This is a genomic window from Aureivirga sp. CE67, assembly GCF_015767245.1.
In the GTDB taxonomy this organism is placed as follows: Bacteria; Bacteroidota; Bacteroidia; order Flavobacteriales; family Flavobacteriaceae; genus Aureivirga.
Genome location: NZ_JADOTV010000010.1, coordinates 69564 through 87927, shown reverse-complemented (window position 1 = coordinate 87927; position 18364 = coordinate 69564). Strand labels below are relative to the sequence as shown.

At 29.8% G+C, this 18364-nt stretch carries 13 protein-coding genes; 12 read left to right on the top strand and 1 reads right to left on the bottom strand.

The features are described 5' to 3' along the window. The first annotated feature begins 15 nt into the window (after positions 1-15). The 12 genes from I0K12_RS12830 (at position 16) to hisIE (ending at position 10693) form a co-directional block, all read left to right on the top strand. On the top strand, positions 16-1359 hold the full coding sequence (locus tag I0K12_RS12830) for a DNA recombination protein RmuC (RefSeq protein WP_196888521.1): 1344 nt from the start codon (positions 16-18) through the stop codon (positions 1357-1359). Between the two features lie 101 nt (positions 1360-1460). Next, complete coding sequence (locus I0K12_RS12825; protein ID WP_231372758.1) at positions 1461-2351, top strand: RluA family pseudouridine synthase; 891 nt, start codon at positions 1461-1463, stop codon at positions 2349-2351. 127 nt (positions 2352-2478) lie between these two features. Continuing rightward, positions 2479-3126, top strand: coding sequence for a hypothetical protein (locus I0K12_RS12820; protein ID WP_196888520.1), 648 nt, complete (start codon positions 2479-2481; stop codon positions 3124-3126). A gap of 12 nt (positions 3127-3138) precedes the next feature. Continuing rightward, entirely contained in the window at positions 3139-3540 is a 402-nt protein-coding gene (locus tag I0K12_RS12815) for a nuclear transport factor 2 family protein (RefSeq protein WP_196888519.1), read from the top strand. Between the two features lie 265 nt (positions 3541-3805). After that, positions 3806-4663, top strand: coding sequence for an ATP phosphoribosyltransferase (gene hisG, locus I0K12_RS12810; RefSeq protein WP_196888518.1), 858 nt, complete (start codon positions 3806-3808; stop codon positions 4661-4663). Between the two features lies 1 nt (position 4664). Further along, a complete protein-coding gene (gene hisD / locus I0K12_RS12805) occupies positions 4665-5945 on the top strand; it encodes a histidinol dehydrogenase (RefSeq protein WP_196888517.1) in 1281 nt (426 codons plus the stop codon). 2 nt (positions 5946-5947) lie between these two features. Continuing rightward, entirely contained in the window at positions 5948-6994 is a 1047-nt protein-coding gene (gene hisC, locus I0K12_RS12800; RefSeq protein ID WP_196888516.1) for a histidinol-phosphate transaminase, read from the top strand. Then, positions 6972-8060, top strand: a complete 1089-nt coding sequence (gene hisB, locus I0K12_RS12795; protein ID WP_196888515.1) for a bifunctional histidinol-phosphatase/imidazoleglycerol-phosphate dehydratase HisB — start codon at positions 6972-6974, stop codon at positions 8058-8060. The genes hisC and hisB overlap by 23 nt, the downstream gene beginning before the upstream one ends. Next, entirely contained in the window at positions 8057-8635 is a 579-nt protein-coding gene (hisH, locus tag I0K12_RS12790) for an imidazole glycerol phosphate synthase subunit HisH (protein WP_196888514.1), read from the top strand. The genes hisB and hisH overlap by 4 nt, the downstream gene beginning before the upstream one ends. Then, on the top strand, positions 8632-9348 hold the full coding sequence (hisA, locus tag I0K12_RS12785) for a 1-(5-phosphoribosyl)-5-[(5-phosphoribosylamino)methylideneamino]imidazole-4-carboxamide isomerase (RefSeq protein ID WP_196888513.1): 717 nt from the start codon (positions 8632-8634) through the stop codon (positions 9346-9348). The genes hisH and hisA overlap by 4 nt, the downstream gene beginning before the upstream one ends. Beyond that, entirely contained in the window at positions 9342-10097 is a 756-nt protein-coding gene (gene hisF, locus I0K12_RS12780) for an imidazole glycerol phosphate synthase subunit HisF (protein WP_196888512.1), read from the top strand. The genes hisA and hisF overlap by 7 nt, the downstream gene beginning before the upstream one ends. After that, entirely contained in the window at positions 10094-10693 is a 600-nt protein-coding gene (gene hisIE, locus I0K12_RS12775; protein ID WP_196888511.1) for a bifunctional phosphoribosyl-AMP cyclohydrolase/phosphoribosyl-ATP diphosphatase HisIE, read from the top strand. Before hisF ends, hisIE begins: the two co-directional genes overlap by 4 nt. A gap of 59 nt (positions 10694-10752) precedes the next feature. On the opposite strand, the gene I0K12_RS12770 is transcribed toward hisIE, so the two are convergent. Next, the gene (locus I0K12_RS12770) at positions 10753-18216 is read right to left on the bottom strand and encodes a CUB domain-containing protein (RefSeq protein WP_196888510.1); all 7464 of its coding nucleotides are present in this window, start codon (positions 18214-18216) and stop codon (positions 10753-10755) included. Positions 18217-18364 lie beyond the last annotated feature (148 nt).

Below are 18364 nucleotides of genomic sequence, written 5' to 3'. Positions count from 1 at the left end.
TTTAAATAAAAAAGAATGCAACAGATAATTATTTCTATTTCAAGTATCGCAATTGGCGCTATTGCTGGTTTTTTATATTCAAAACTTCAAGCAAGTAAAAAGTCTAATACTCTAAACGAAGATTTACAGAAAAAAACAACTGAATTGGCGCATCTTCAAAATATGTTGGAAACAACACAAATGGAAAAAAAGCAAGCAATTGAGGAACTAAAACTTGAATTGGAAGATTTGAGAAATGAAAAAGAAGATGTTTTAATAGAATATACGAGAAGAAATTCTGAAAATGTTTTGCTTAAAGAAAAGTTGCAAGAACAAAAAAAGGAAATTCTAAATCTTCAAGAGAAATTTTCGGTTGAATTTGAGAATTTGGCAAACAAGATTTTAGAAGAAAAAGCAGAGAAATTCACGAAACAAAATCATATCAATTTACAGCAAATTTTAAACCCGTTGCAGGAAAAAATTCAGACTTTTGAGAAAAAAGTAGAAGAAACACATAAAGATACAATTGATAGACATGCTGCATTGAGAGAACAAATTTTTGGTCTTGAAAAACTAAATTTACAAATGAGTAAAGATGCTTTGAACTTGACAAAAGCATTGAAAGGTGATTCTAAAATGCAAGGAAACTGGGGGGAAATTATCTTAGAAAGAGTTTTAGAAAAATCTGGTTTGGAAAAAGGTCGTGAATTTGAAATGGAAAAAAGTTTTAGTGTAAATTATGAAAATAGAACTAGACTTCGTCCTGATGTAATTATTCATCTTCCAGAAAATAGAAAAATGATTATTGATTCAAAAGTATCGCTGACTGCTTATGAGAAATATATCAATTGTGAGGAAGAAACTTTAAAACCGACACTTTTAAAAGAACACATTACTTCGATCAATAGACATGTGATGCAGTTAAGTGGAAAAAGATATGAAGATCTTTATCAGATTGAATCTCCTGATTTTGTGCTTTTATTTATTCCTATTGAGCCTGCTTTTGCGGTTGCTTCAAAAATGGATCCGAATTTATATAACAATGCTTTTTCAAAGAATATTGTAATCGTTACGCCTTCTACACTTTTAGCAACACTTCGTACAATTAACTCTATTTGGCAAAACGAAAAACAAAAACGAAATGCAATTCAAATTGCACAACAAGCCGGTGCGATGTATGATAAATTTGAAGGTTTGATTCAGAATTTAATTAAAATTGGAAAACGTTTAGATGATGCAAAAACAGAATATTCTGGAGCGATGAATAAACTATGTGAAGGTAAAGGAAATATTGTTGTAAGTATGGAGAAACTGAAAGATATGGGAGCGAAAGCAAAGAAATCTTTACCAGAATCTGTTGTTGAAAGAAGTTTGCCTTAGAACATCTAAAAATGTAATTGTTAATTAGGTGGTTTTAAATAAAAGAAGTTGTACTTTTGCAGTTCGCATTTTTACAAAATTATATTTTAAACAAGAAAAATTTGAAACCAGTATTAGTTAAAATAGGAACTTTTGTTGTTCCAAATTCCATTACAGAATCCTTTCGTTTGTGTGATTTAACTCCGGGAACTTTCCCGACAATTCCTTCGAAAAAAGCGATGAAAAACTCGTTAAAAAAAGGTTTGATTCGAGTGAATAACAAACGTGGATATTCTGGAAGTTTTATCAATTCTGGTGATACGATTGATTTATTTCAAGACACTACTCAAACGGCAAAAAAAGTATCTATTGATTTAAAATTAGATGTTTTGTTTGAAGATGATTTTCTTGCGATTATTTACAAGCCAGCAGGAATTGAAGTTAGTGGAAATAAAAAATGGACAATTAAAAATGCTTTAGAATCCAACTTAAAAAAATCTTCTGAAAAAGATGCTGTTGCTCCACTTCCAATTCATAGATTGGATTACCCTACTAGTGGATTATTATTAATTGGAAAAACTGCTTCTACTATTTTAGAATTAAATTCTTTATTTGAAAAAAGACAAGTTCAGAAAGAATATTTAGCAATTACAATAGGAAAAATGGAAGAAAATGGGATTTTAAAAACTCCTGTAGAAAATAAAGAATCGGAAGCTTCTTATGAACTTATTTCTTCTGTAGCATCTCCTCGATTTGATTTTTTAAACCTAATAAAATTAAATCCAAAAACAGGAAGAAAACACCAATTAAGAGTACAACTTTCAGAGCATGGAAATCCAATTTTAGGAGATTTATTATACGGAAAAGAAGATTTATTATTAAAAGGAAAAGGACTTTATCTTCATGCTTTTTCTTTAAAATTTACACATCCAAAAACTGGCGAATTACTTTCTATCACTTCAGAAGTTCCTAAAAAATATAAAAAATTATTCCCAGAAATTACTTTAAAATAATTTGAAGTAAAACCTAAAACAAAAGCATTTAAAAAACTATATATCAGCAAATTAATTTCAATTAAAAATTAACAAATAAAAACATTTTTATTAATTAACTTTAATGTAGGAAATTAAAGTAATTGATATGTTTAAAAAAATAACACTTTGTTTTTTGTTCGTTTTTGCTTGGAATTTTTCTTTTGCACAAAACGCTATTACTTCTGAAGGAAGAACAGTCTTTTTAAAAAATGATGGAACTTGGGAATATACTGATATGAATCGAGATCCACATGATATTAGAGATCTAAATGACAGTGAATTTTCTGTAGATAAGAATGCTACTTTTTTAGTTAAAAGTCAATTGAATCCGAAATATGGAATTTATTTAAATCCAAAGAAATGGAATTTTGAAGTAAATGATAATCCAGATCAGCAAACAGAATATATTCTTAAAACCAAAATAAACGGAAGTAATGTTTTCGGTTCTTTTGCTGCAAATAAAGAAGGAAAATCTATTGAGGAATTAAGACAAAAAATGGTAGAAGAAGTAGAATCTGTTGATTCTAATATGGAAATTGTAAAGGAAGAGTATCGACTGGTAAACGGAAAAAAGATGCTTTATATGAAAATGAATGGTGATGTGATGCATATTCATTTTACGGTTTTTTTCTATTTATATGCTGATGGAGAAGATAATGTGGTTGCTGAAATTCATACTTCTAAAAACCTTGACGATTATAAAGCAACAGAAAAAATTCTACAAATGTTGAATAATATTGTTGCTGTAAAATAAAACTCTTAAACTATGAAAGAAATGAACAAAGCGGAAGAAGAAGTTTGGAAATTAGAAGAAAAATATTGGGAAGTTTTAACCAATTTAGATCTGGATTCTTATTTAAAACTTTGGGATGAAGAATTGGTAGCTTGGCCAAGTTGGAGTGAAAATATTAGAACAAAAAATGAAATTGGAGGTTCTATAAATTTTGTAAAACAAGGTGAGTTTCTAGAGTTTTCTTATACTTTAAAACCATATTCTGTAAAGCAATATGACTGTGTGGTAATCAGCATTTATGTAGTAAAATATATATTTAAAAACACTGTTACAAATCAAATCGAATCTTCTAAATCTACTAGAATTTTGCACACTTGGAAAAAGGATAATGGAGCTTGGAAAATCATTGGCGGAATGAATACAGATCCCGTTTAGGGAAATGTTAATTCTGATATAAAATTTAAGAAAAAGAAAAAAATTATTGGAATATTAAAAAATAGATCATAATATTGCACCATACAAAACAAACAAATGAGAAATTTATCATTACATCATCATCATTTTCATATTTGCCCTCAGGCAGAGTGAAAGTGGTATGTAATGTTTTAAGATATATCCGAACACCGTCTGAGTAAAATCAGATGGTGTTTTTTGTTTTTGGAAGCTACCTACGTTTTACTCAGATATAATTTTTTAAACAATGAGTAAACTTAAAATCGCAATTCAAAAAAAAGGTAGGCTTCACGAAGATTCCATAAAACTTCTTAGTTCCTGCGGAATTTCCATAGACAATGGAAAAGATCAATTGAAGGTAAATATTTCTAATTTTCCTTTAGAAATTTTATATCTAAGAAACTCCGACATTCCAAAATATCTGGAAGATGGAACTGTTGATATTGCCATCATTGGTGAAAATGTTTTGATCGAACAAGAGCCAAATATTACAATCGTACAAAGACTTGGTTTTTCAAAATGTAGAGTTTCTCTAGCTGTACCAAAAGATGTTGATTTTGATTCATTAAATTATTTCAATGATAAAGAAATCGCAACTTCTTATCCGAATACTCTTTCCAAATTTTTAGAAGAAAATAATATCAGAGCGAAAATCCACAAGATTTCTGGTTCTGTAGAAATTGCTCCAAATATTGGTCTTGCAGATGGAATTCTAGATATCGTAAGTACTGGAAGTACACTTTTCAAAAATGGACTGAAAGAAGTAAAACAAATTATGAAATCAGAAGCTGTTTTGGCTAAAAGTAATTTGTTGAGTCTTGAAAAAGAAGAACTATTAGATCGATTTTTATTTCGTTTAAAAGCTGTGTTGAAAGCAAAAAACAGTAAATATATTTTGATGAATATCGAAAATTCTAAAATTGAAGCTATCACAAAAATTCTTCCTGTACTGAAAAGTCCAACGATTTTACCACTTACTGAAGAAGGTTGGAGTTCACTTCATTCTGTTATTGATGAAAATGAATTTTGGGAAGTTATTGATGAATTAAAAATTGCTGGAGCAGAAGATATTTTGATTGTTCCAATAAATAAAATGGTAAACTAACATGAAAACATATTTAAAACCAAAGAAAAAGGATTGGGATTCCATTTGCGAAAGACCAAAATTAAATTCGAATCGATTAGAAACTATTGTTCGAGAAATCATTAAAGATGTAAAAGTCAACAAGAATGAAGCTTTAATCCGATATGGAAAACTTTTGGATGGTGTAAATATTTCAAATCTAAAAGTTAGCAATAAAGAAATCAATAATGCAAAATCTTTTGTTTCTAGAGAATTGAAAAATGCAATTCAGGTTGCTTATCAAAATATTTACAAATTTCACAGTTCGCAAAAACAAAACTATAAAACAGTTGAAACTATAGAAGGTGTAAAATGTTGGCAAAAAGATAAACCAATTGAAAATGTTGGACTCTATATTCCTGGAGGAAGTGCTCCCCTATTTTCTACAATTTTGATGCTTGGAATTCCTGCAAAAATTGCTGGATGTAAAAACATTACGATTTGCACACCGCCGAATAGTAAAAATGAAATTAATCCAATTATTCTTTTTACTGCAAATATGCTTGGAATTAAAAATATTTATAAAGTTGGTGGTGCACAAGCAATTGCAGCAATGAGTTTGGGAACAGAAAGTATTCCGAAAGTTGATAAGATTTTTGGCCCTGGAAATCAATATGTGACAAAAGCAAAAGAAATTTGTCAGCAATTTGGAACTGCGATTGATATGCCTGCTGGTCCAAGTGAAGTTTTGGTGATTGCTGATAAAACTTCAAATCCACAATACATTGCAGCAGATTTACTTTCTCAAGCTGAGCATGGAGAAGATTCTCAGGTTGTTTTGGTTTCTACTTCTGAAGGTATAATTGACAAAACACTTTTTGAATTAGAAAAACAAACAAAGCAACTTGACAGAAAAAGGATTGTTGAAAAATCTATTCAAAATAGTAAAGCGATTTTAGTTAAAGATATTAATGTAGCATTTGAATTAAGTAACTATTATGCTCCAGAACATTTAATTGTTGCTACAGAAAATGCAGTAACTTATCAAGATTTAATAGAAAATGCAGGATCTGTTTTTCTTGGGAAATATAGTTGTGAAAGTGCTGGAGATTATGCAAGCGGCACCAATCATACTTTACCAACAAATGGATTTGCAAAGAATTATAGTGGTGTTAGTTTAGATAGTTTTATTAAAAAAATCACTTTTCAAGAAATTACTGCAAAAGGAATTCAAAATCTTGGAAATACAATTGAAATTATGGCAGAAGCAGAAGGATTAATGGCGCACAAAAATGCAGTTTCTGTAAGATTAAACTCAATTTAAAAATGGAAAGAATAGAAAAATTAATCAATCCACACATTCTTTCTTTACAAGCATATTCGAGTGCTCGAAGTGAAAGTAACTTAAAAGAAGGAATTTTTCTGGATGCAAATGAAAATCCTTTTGGAAACTTTAATCGATATCCAGATGGGAATCAAAATGAATTGAAAAACATTTTGAGTAAGCAATTAAACATTTCAAAATCGAATTTATTTCTTGGTAATGGAAGTGATGAAGCAATTGATCTTTTAATTCGTATTTTTTGTAATCAAAAGGAAGATAAAATTGGCATCTTCTCTCCTACTTATGGAATGTATCAAGTTTCGGCAGCAATTAATAATGTAGATATCGAAGAATACTATTTAAATGAAAATTTTGAAATTTTAGAAGAAACTTTAAAAGAAATCATTTCAAATAAAAACTTAAAAATCTTATTCATTTGTTCTCCAAATAATCCAACTGGTAATTGTATTAAAGAAAGTAAAATTGATTTTTTATTAGAGAATTTTAAAGGAATTGTAGTCGTTGATGAAGCTTACATTGATTTTTCTTCCAAAGATTCTTTTGTAAAAAAAGTAGAAAAATTTCAAAATCTTGTAGTTCTTCAAACTTTGAGTAAATCTTGGGGAATGGCAGGTTTAAGAATTGGTTTGGCAGTTTCGAACCCACTTATTATTTCTTTTTTAAACAAAATAAAACCACCTTATAATATTAGTCTAGAAAGTCAAAAAAAGGCGATTGAAATATTAAAAAACAAAAAAGTATTTGAGAAAAATATTAATAAAATTTTAAACCAAAAAGAAGAATTAAAGAAAGAACTTTCAGGGTTAAGTTTTGTAGAAAAAATATTTCCATCAGAAGCTAATTTTTTACTTATAAAATGTAAAAATTCTGAAAAAATATATCAAGAATTAATTGAGAATAAAATCATTATCCGAAATAGAAATTCACAAATAAAAGACTGTTTGAGAATTTCAATTGGAACCAAACAAGAAAATAAAATATTAATCCAAAAACTAAAAGAAATAGATGAAAAAGGTATTGTTTATTGATCGAGATGGAACATTGGTTATTGAGCCACCAATCGATCACCAATTGGATAGTTGGGAAAAATTAGAGTTTTACCCTGAAGTATTTCAATGGTTAGCAAAAATTGCAAAAGAATTGGATTTTGAACTAGTAATGGTAACAAATCAAGACGGATTGGGAACAGACTCTTTCCCTGAAGAAACCTTTTGGCCAGTGCAAAATTTCATTGTCAAATCTTTTGAAAATGAAGGTGTGAATTTTAAAGAAATTCTAATTGATAAAAGTTTTGAAAGTGAAAAAAAAGACACTAGAAAACCAAGAACAGGACTTTTGCAAAAATATATTTATGGAGATTATGATTTGAAAAAATCATTCGTAATTGGAGATCGAGCAACAGATATTGAATTAGCAAAAAACCTGAAATCTAACGGGATTTTAATTGGTGATAAAAATAAAGATGCTGTTTTATGTACTATAAGCTGGAAAGAAATTTATTCCTTTTTAAAAAAACAACCAAGAAAAGCTTCCTATAAAAGAAAAACACAGGAAACCGATATTTCTATTGAAGTGAATTTGGATGGAAATGGGCAGAAAAACATCGATACTGGAATTGGATTTTTTGATCATATGTTGGAGCAAATTGCAAAACATGCCAATATTGATTTGAAAATAAATGTAAAAGGAGATTTAGAAATAGATGAACATCACACAATTGAAGATGTTGGAATTGCTCTTGGAAATACATTTTCAGAAGCTTTAGGTAGCAAGAAAAATATCGAAAGGTATGGTTTTTTACTTCCTATGGATGATTGTTTAGCACAAATTGCAATTGATTTTGGAGGAAGAAGTCAACTTGTTTGGAACGCCGAATTTAAAAGAGAATTTGTTGGAAAAATGCCTACGGAAATGTTTTCTCATTTTTTCAAATCTTTTTCAGATGGTGCAAAATGTAATTTGAATATAAAAGCTGATGGCGAAAATGAACACCACAAAATTGAAGCAATTTTTAAAGGTTTTGCAAAAGCGATAAAAATGGCAGTTAAGAAAAATAATGAAAACGGAATTCCAAGTACAAAAGGTATCCTATGATAGTAATTGTAAAATATAATGGTGGAAATATTGCTTCTGTAGAAAATGCTGTCAACAAACTTGGGTATGAATGTAAGGTTTCAGATGATTTGAAAACGATTCAAAATGCGAGCAAAATAATTTTTCCAGGAGTTGGTGAAGCTTCTAGTGCAATGAAATATTTATCGGAAAAAGGAATGGATGTGGTTTTAAAAAATTATAAAAAACCGATGTTGGGAATTTGTTTAGGGCTTCAATTAATGTGTGAAACTAGCGAGGAAGGAAATACGGTATGTTTGAAAATATTCAATACAAAAGTGAAGCGATTTCCAGAGAATGAAATTGTGCCACATATGGGTTGGAATTCTATTGAAATTTTAAATTCTACACTTTTAGGAAATCTAAAAAGTAAAACGGATTTCTATTATGTACATAGCTATTTTGCAGAAATCTGTGATGAAACAACTGCTATCTCTTTTTACAACCAGCCATTTAGTGCTGTTTTGGAAAAAGACAATTTTTATGCAACTCAATTTCACCCTGAAAAATCAGCAGATTTGGGTTATCAAATATTGAAAAACTTTTTAGAATTATGAGAATAATACCTGCTATCGACATTATTGACGGAAAATGTGTCAGACTTTCGCAAGGCGATTATAGCAAACAAAAAATATATAATGAAAATCCTTTGGAAGTTGCTAAAGAATTTGAAGCAAATGGAATTCAATATTTGCATTTGGTTGATTTAGATGGTGCAAAATCGAATGAGATTAAAAATTTTAAAACTTTAGAGCAAATCTGTAAAAACACAAATTTAAAAGTTGATTTTGGTGGAGGAATTAAAACTGAAAAATCAATTGAAATCGCTTTTGATTCTGGTGCAAATCAGGTGAATATTGGAAGTGTAGCTGTGCAACAAAAAGATTTATTCTTAGAATGGTTAGAAAAATATGGTACTGAAAAAATAATATTAAGTGCTGATTGTAAAAATAAATTGGTTGCTTCTAGTGGCTGGTTAGATCAATCGGATTTGGAAATTCTTGAATTCATTGATTTTTATACCAAAAAAGGAATTAAAAATATTGTTTGTACAGATATTTCAAAAGACGGAATGTTGGCTGGAACTTCTAATGAGTTGTACCAAGAAATACTTAAAAATAACTCAATAATAAACCTGATTGCAAGTGGTGGAATTTCAAGTTTTGATGATGTTTTAAAAATCGAAGAAATCGGTTGTGAAGGAGTAATTATTGGAAAAGCTATTTATGAAAATCGAATTTCTTTAAAACAACTATGTGAATTATGCTAAAAAAAAGAATCATTCCATGTTTGGATATTAAAGATGGAAAAACCGTAAAAGGCACACAGTTTTTAGATTTAAAAGATGTTGGAGATCCTGTGGTTTTAGCTAAAAAATATATGGAACAAGGCGCAGATGAATTAGTGTTTTTAGACATTTCAGCAACTTTAGAAAAAAGAAAAACCTTAATTTCTTTAGTTAGAAAAATAAATAAAGAAATTTCTATTCCTTTCACTGTTGGCGGTGGAATTTCAAGTTTGGAAGATGCTAAAAATTTGATTATTGCTGGAGCGGATAAAATTAGTTTAAACTCGGCTGCTATTCAAAACCCTACTTTAATAAAAGAAATTTCTGAAGAAATTGGTAGTCAATGTGTCGTTATTGCAATTGATGTAAAAAATATGGATGGCAATTCTTTTGTGGTAACGCATTCTGGAACGAATAAGACAGAAATTCTTTTAAAAGATTGGGTACAAACTGTAGAAAAATTAGGAGCTGGAGAGATTCTACTTACTTCCATGCATTCGGATGGAACGAAAAATGGTTTTGATATTTCAACTATAAAAATGGTTTCAAACTTAGTAAAAATTCCAGTGATTGCTTCTGGTGGCGCTGGAGAAATGAAACATTTTAAAGAAGTTTTTAATCAAACAAATGTAACTGGTGGATTAGCAGCAAGTATTTTTCATTATGAAAGCATCTCTATTCCAGAATTAAAAAATTATTTAAATCAAGAACAAATTCCTGTAAGATTATGAAAATTGAAAATATCGATTTTAACAAAGGAAACGGATTAATTCCTGTCATAATTCAAGATGAAAAAACCTTTCAAGTTTTAATGCTAGGATATATGAATAAAGAAGCTTTAGAAAAAACTTTAAAAGAAAACATTGTTACCTTTTTTAGTCGTTCTAAAAATAGGCTTTGGACAAAAGGAGAAACTTCTGGAAACTTTTTAAAAGTAAAAAGCATACAATTAGATTGTGATTCAGATTCTCTTTTAATTCAAGTAAAACCTTCTGAAGAAACTTGTCATAAAGGAAAATTCTCATGCTTTTCTGAGAAAAAACCAAAAGGCTTTTTATATGAGTTAGAAGAAATCATTGAGGGAAGAATTGAAAATAAAAATTCAGAATCTTATGTCTATAATTTATATCAAAAAGGCATCAATAAAGTGAGTCAAAAATTTGGTGAAGAAGCTATGGAATTATTGATAGAAGCAAAAGATCAAGATGACCATTTATTTAAAAACGAAGCTGCAGATATGTTGTTTCATTTCATGATTTTATTAAAGAAAAAAGATATTTCACTTCATACTATTGAAACCACATTATTTGAAAGGAATCGAAAATAAAAAAATCTCCATAGAACAAATGTTTTATGGAGATTTTTGGGTTTCTTATGTTATTGAAATTATTTTAAAACTAATTTCTTTATTGAGCTACCTGATTTAGAATAAAACTCTACATTATAAACTCCTTTTGAAAGGTGTTTAAAGTCAAATGTAGAACTTCCATTCATCAATTTTTCAGAAGTATAAACTACTTTTCCAATCATATCAGTAACTTTAAATTTAACATTATAGCTAAGTTGTGAGTTAATTGTCAACATTCCATTTGAAGGATTAGGATACATTTTAATTGAATTTGACAACTCAAAATCTTCAGAACCTAAAATTGTATTATAACTTGCTGACCAACCTCCTAAATTAACTGTATCATCTGTCATAAATTCAATAAACATTTCGCCAACACCTTCTGACGTAGAAATAGAATTAGGAATATTAGTTCCTGAAAAAGAAGCTAAAAGTGGCGCATTTGCATTTTCTCCATCATAAATATTCACAAAATCATGCATATTTTCAGTTTCAAACTCAGAAAAAGTCAATGTAATTTTGTTTGCATTTTCAGGATTAATTAACCAAGTACACTCTGTATTTGAAATATAATTAGAATTTCCACTTTCATCAGAGAACGAACCTGAAGCAGCAGTCAATTCCGTTAATCCATTACAATAAGGTTGTTGTGAAACAAGTACAGAATTATAAGTAGCGCTAAATCCATCATCAGTAACAGAACTATCTGAAGTGAAAGTAATATACATTTGCCCAACTCCAACAGAAGTCTCTAATTGTTCTGGAAGAATATTCCCAGAAAATTGACCTAATACATTTGCATTTTCATTAGGCCCATCATAAACAGTAACACGATCAAAACTTGTTTCCGTAGAAAACTCATTAAAATTTAAAATAATTTGTGAAACTTCAACATCTGGATCAATTAACCACGAACAATTCGAATTATCTAAATAATTTAATGAACCGCTTCCATCACTAAATGATCCTGATTCATTTGTTAAAACTACTTCTCCAGCACATAAATCATAACTAACAAAATACTCTGCAAACCATCCTGCAGCTGTTCCAGAAGAATTTGATGTAAATTTCACAAACATTTTATTGTTTCCAAATGTTGTTTCCAAAATTTCTGGTAAAGTATTTCCTGTAAACTCTCCTAAAAGTGTTGCAGATTCGTTTTCACCATCATAAACTCTTACATAATCCCCAGATGCTAAATTAAATTGTGAAAAATCTAAAAATATTTTAGTCGCACCTGCTACATCAATTAACCAAGAACAATTTGAGTTATTCATATAATCTCCTGAAGCACTACCATCATTTAAAGAACCTGTATCTTCTGTAAGTTCCGTCAACCCTGAACATGGCTCAGGTAAAATAGAAGTATACTCTGCAGTCCAACCATCATAAGTAACAGAACCATCTGTTGTAAATTGAATAAACATTTTACCAACACCATAAGTAGTTGAAATTTCACTAGGAATTGAAGAACCTGAATATTCACCAATTAAAGGAGCTGAGTTATCTTCTCCATCATAAACCCTTACATAATCATAACCACCTTCAGTATTAAACTCCGTAAAATTAAGGATAATTTGAGCTACATTATTTGGATTAATTAACCATGAACAATTTGAACTATTTAAATATTCATAATCTAAACTTCCATCTGAAAAAGTTCCTGAATCTTCTGTTAATTCAGTTAATCCAGAACAGTATTCAACATAACTAATATAATTTGCTTCCCATCCAGTAAAAGTTCCTGTTTCATCAGAAGTAAATTTCACAAACATTTTTCCATTATTATCAGATGTCTGTACAGTTGAAGGAAGTGAATTCCCAGTAAACTCTCCTAACAATGGAGCTGTTTCATCTTCCCCATCATAAACTCTTACATAATCATTTTCTGCTAAATTAAACTCCGTAAAACTTAATTCTACATAGTTCACATTATCTACATTAATTAACCAAGAACAATCAGCATTATTCTGATAATTTTGTCCTAAACTACCATCTGTAAAGTATCCAGAAAAATCATTAAATTCTGTCAAACCTGAACAATATTCAAATCCTGCGTTATAATTTGCTATCCAACCAAAATTTGTTCCTGTTTCATCTGAAGTAAACTTTACAAACATTTTATTATTTCCAAATGTTGTTTCAAGATTCTGTGGTAAATTATTAACAGTATACTCTCCTAATAATGGAGCTGTTTCATCTTCCCCATCATAAACTCTTACATAATCATTTTCTGCTAAATCTAATTCTGTAAAATTCAAGAAAATTTGCTGAGCATCAGCTACATTTATTAACCAAGAACAGTCTGCCATATTTTGATAATTTTCATCAAAACTTCCATCTGAAAAACTTCCAGATGCTGCACTTAATTCAACAGAACCTGAACAATACTCATAACCAACATGATAATTTGCAAACCATCCTGAGTTAACTCCTGAATCATCAGATGTAAATTTTACAAACATTTTATTGTTACCAAAAGTTGTATGAACTTCAGCTGGTAAAGAACTCCCTGTATATTCTCCTAATAAAGTTGCTGATTCATTTTCTCCATCATAAACTCTTACATAATCATTTTCTTCTAAATTAAACTCTGTAAAGTTCAAGAAAATTTGCGCTGCTGTTGGCACATCAATTAACCAAGAACAATCTGAATTATTAGAATAGTCTCCATCTATTAATCCATCAAATAAACTTCCTGTTTCGCTATTTAATTCTGTTAAACCTGAACATGGCTCACTTATTAAGCTAGTGTAATTTGCAGTCCATCCTGAATATGTTACAGAACCATCTGTTGTAAATTCAATAAACATTTCTCCAACTCCAAAAGTTGTAGACAATTCTGAAGGTAAAGTGGAACCTGAAAAAGTACCTAAAAGAGGTGCATTGTTATTTTCTCCATCATAAACTCTTACATTATCAAACCCAGATTCTGTACTAAATTCAGAGAAATCTAATGTAATTTGAATTGCATTTTCTGGGTTAATTAACCAAGAACAATCTGAATAATTATGGTAACTATTATCACCACTTCCATCTGAAAATGATCCAGATCCATCTGTTAACTCAGTAAACCCTTGACAGTATGTATAATTTGCTTCATAATTTAATTCCCATCCATCTGCTGTTCCTACCTCATCAGAAGTAAACTTTATAAATACTTGATTAACTCCATAAGAAGATTCAATATAATCTGGAGTACTTTCATTTGAATATTCAGCTAATAAACTTGCTGTTTCATCTGCTCCATCATAAATTCTTAAATAATCATTTTCTTGTACATAAAAATCTTGAAATTCAATTTGAATTGAAGTAGCAGCACTCACATTAATCAACCAAGAACAATCTGCCATATTTTGATAATTATTAGAGTCACTACCATCAGAAATACTTCCTGATGCTGCATTTAATTCTTCAGTACCCGAACAATATTCATAACCTACATAATAATTTGCAAACCACCCTGAATTTACCCCTGAATCATCAGATGTAAATTTCACAAACATTTTATTGTTTCCAAAAGTTGTTTGAATCTCAACTGGTAAAGTATTTCCTGTATATTCTCCTAATAAAGTAGCAGATTCATTTTCACCATCATAAACTCTTACATAATCATTTTCTTCTAAATTAAACTCTGTGAAATTCAAGAAAATTTGTGCAGCATTATCAACATTAATTAACCAAGAACAATCTGAATTATCTACATAATCTCCATCTACTAATCCATCAAATAAAATTCCTGTTTCTGTATTTAATTCTGTCAAACCTGTACATGGCTCACTTTCTAAACTTGTATAGTTCGCTATCCACCCTGAATTCGTTACTGAAACATCTGTTGTAAATTCCACATACATTTCTCCAACTCCAAAAGTTGTAGACAATTCTGAAGGTAAAGTGGAACCTGAAAAAGTACCTAAAAGAGGTGCATTGTTATCTTCTCCATCATAAACTCTTACATAATCATATCCTGATTCTGTACTAAATTCAGAAAAATCTAGTGTAATTTGAATTGCATTTTCTGGGTTAATTAACCAAGAACAATCTGAATAATTTTCATAATTACCATCTCCACTTCCATCTGAGAATGATCCAAAAGGCTCTGTTAACTCCATAAGACCTTGACAATATGAAAAGTTTGCTTCATAGTTTAATTCCCACCCTTCATTTGATCCTGCTTCATCAGAAGTAAACTTTACAAGTACCTGATTAACTCCAAATGAAGATTCAATAAATCCTGGAATACTTTCATTTGTATATTCAGCTAATAAACTTGCTGCTTCATCTGCTCCATCATAAATTCTTACATAATCATTTTCTTCTAAATTTAAGTAATCAAAAGAAATTTGAATTGAATTTGCAACCTCAACATTAATTAACCATGAACAATCTGCCATATTTTGGTAATCATTAGAGTCACTACCATCATTTATAGTTCCTGAAATAGCAGTGAACTCTTGTTCTCCAGCACAATACTGATAAGCTGCATGGTAGTTTGCATACCAACCTGTATTTACTTCTGAATCATCAGATGTAAATTCCACAAACATCTTATTGTTTCCGAAAGTTGTATAAACCTCAGCAGGTAAAGTACTCCCTGTATATTCACCTAAAAGAGTCGCTGATTCATTTTCTCCATCATAAACTTTTACATAATCATTTTCTTCTAAATTGAACTCTGTAAAATTTAAGAAAATTTGTGCAGCATCATCTACATTTATTAACCAAGAACAATCTGAATTATTAGTATAATCTTCATTTAGTAATCCATCAAATAAAATACCCGTCTCTGTATTTAATTCTGTCAATCCATCACAAGGCTCATTTATTACACTTGTATAATTAGCTGTCCATCCAGGACGATTTACGGAACCATCTGATGTAAATCTTACAAACATCTCTCCCACACCAAAAGAAGTTGAAATACTTTCAGGAATATTATTTCCTGAAAATGCTGCTAAAAGAGTTGCTGAATCATCTTCTCCATCAAAAACTCTAACAAAATCATATCCAGTTTCAGTATTAAAATCTGAAAAACTTAAAGTTATTTGAATTGCATTTTCTGGATTAATTAACCATGAACAATTTGAATTATCTTCATAATTATCATCTCCACTTCCATCTGTAAAAGTACCTGTAGAGTCATTAAGCTCAGAATCTCCTTCACAAAAACTAAAAATTGCATCATAATTTGCATGCCATCCTAAAGCATTATTTGTAGCGTCTGAAGTAAATTCAATATACATTTTCCCATTACCAAAAGTTGTTTCAATTTCACTTGGAATTTCATTCCCTGAAAATTCTCCTAATAATGGAGCTGTATTATCTTCTCCATCATAAACTTTTACGCTATCTCCATCTATTAAATCAAATTCTGAAAAATTTAGACTAATTTGAGTTGCTCCTGCTGGCTCAATTAGCCAAGTACAATTCGAATTATCAGCATAATTATCAAGACCTGAACCATCCATCACTTGACCTGAATTTTCTGTCAATATTGTATTTCCTTCACATGGTTCGTTTAACGCTTCATATTCCGCTTCAAAACCACTATAATTAACACCAGGGTCTGAAGTGAAAACTACAAACATTTGCCCTACACCAACTGAAGTTGTAATTTCATCAGGTAAACTAGTTCCTGAATATTCTCCTAATAATGGTGCTGATGTATTATTTCCATCATAAACACGAACAAAATCATAACCAGACTCCGTCTCAAATTCTGTAAATGTTAATTTAACTTGATTCGCATATACTGGATTTATTAACCATGCACAATACGTATCACTTGAATAAATTGATTGTCCATCATTGAAAGTTCCCGAGAAATCTGTTAATTCAGTAGTTCCAGAACATGGAATATCCATTCCTTCATAAATACCAACTGCAAACCAAGCATCTTCCACAGACTGATATTGTTGAGAATCTTCACCAAATAAATCATCTGCTGCTTGAAGTGATCCTTGAAATGCTTCATAAAAAGAAGCTGTTGAAGATAGGTAAGTAATTAAATTTCTATATGCAATACTTCTAGCATCTTCAATTCCAATTCCAGTAACTGAATAGCTATCATTGTTATCATTAGTTCCACTTCCTCCCTCACTCAATAAATAAAACCAGTGATTTTGAACCGAGCTATTAATATGTACTCCTCCATTATCAAATGAAGAACTTGTATCAATCCAGTGATTACCAGCATAAGTATCAGGATGTTCTTTTGAATTAGGATTTTCCATAGAACGCATATAAGTTATTCCATCTACATAAATATCTTCTCCTATTAGCCAATCTGGATTTACATTAGAATAAAACTCAATAGAAGTTCCAAAAATATCAGCAAAAGATTCATTAAGAGCACCTGACTCCCCTTGATATACCAAACCACCATTTCCATTATTACTTACAACTAAATGTGTAAACTCATGACCTGCTACATCTAAAGCTACTAAAGGATTAAATTGTATTCCATCTCCCATTCCATATAACATAATATTATAAGGAGCTCCATAAGCTGATGCGTTATTTTGCGTATTTCCTTGTTCCGCCTGATAATGTGGTGGATTAATATACTGCTTAATTAGTCCTCCTTCGCCGTCATAACTATCTCTATCCATTGCATTCAGATAGAAATCATACGTTTTTTCCATTCCCCAATGAACGTCTAATGCTGTTTGATCATTACCTGACATTACCCAATCCGTTGTTGAACTTTCATAATCTTCTGAATTTGGAATTCCGTCAATACCAACTGTATAATCAGCATTTGTTGCATCAAAAGTTTGAATATTTCTCTCTGCCTCTCTCAACCTATAAGACCCGTTATGAGATTCGCAAGTAATATCCACAACTCCTCCATATAAAATATCAGCAGTCCCTGGAGTATCTTCATTATAAAATAAATTTACTTTAGACAAAATCTCTCCTGAATTAGCATCTAAATACAAATGACACATTTGAAATGGTTCATTGGAATCAATTCTAACTCTTTGTGCTAACTTAAAATTATAGGAATCTTTTTCTTGAATCTTTAAATAAACAGTTTCTGTAGGATATTCTTGAATTAGTTTTGAAACTTTTAATTTTGATTTTGCTAAATCCAGTGCTTTTCCTTTTGAAACTTTTAATGTTGAAGTCACATTTTTTAAAGCATGTATTTGACCATTAATAGAGTTTACATAACCTGCTTTTAAATGTACCATTAAAATTCCATTTTCAACCTTAACTCCTTTGTAGTACTCTTCAAAGTTAATATGCGTAAAACCTAATTTATCTGTTTTACTCGAAATTTGTTGAAATGAATAATCATCATTTAAATTAAACCAGTCGTTAACTGTACTCAACAGTTGATTTAATTTAATTTTTTCTTTTTTTAATTTTTTGTTGAAGCTTCCGCCTTTTGTGTGAACGATAATATTTTCAAAGGAATTATTTGACTGTTTCCTTTGACCATAAAATAAAATCGGTAAACATAAAAGGACAAAAAGCAATTTTTTTGTGTTTTGCATCTTTTTGTTTTTTGATGAGTTACTTTTTCTAAAAACAAAGATATTAACACCTTTATCGATAATATTAAATGAATGTTAACTTTTTAACTATTATAGTAAATAGAATCATAAATACTAAATAACATAATAAATTATCAACAATCAGAAT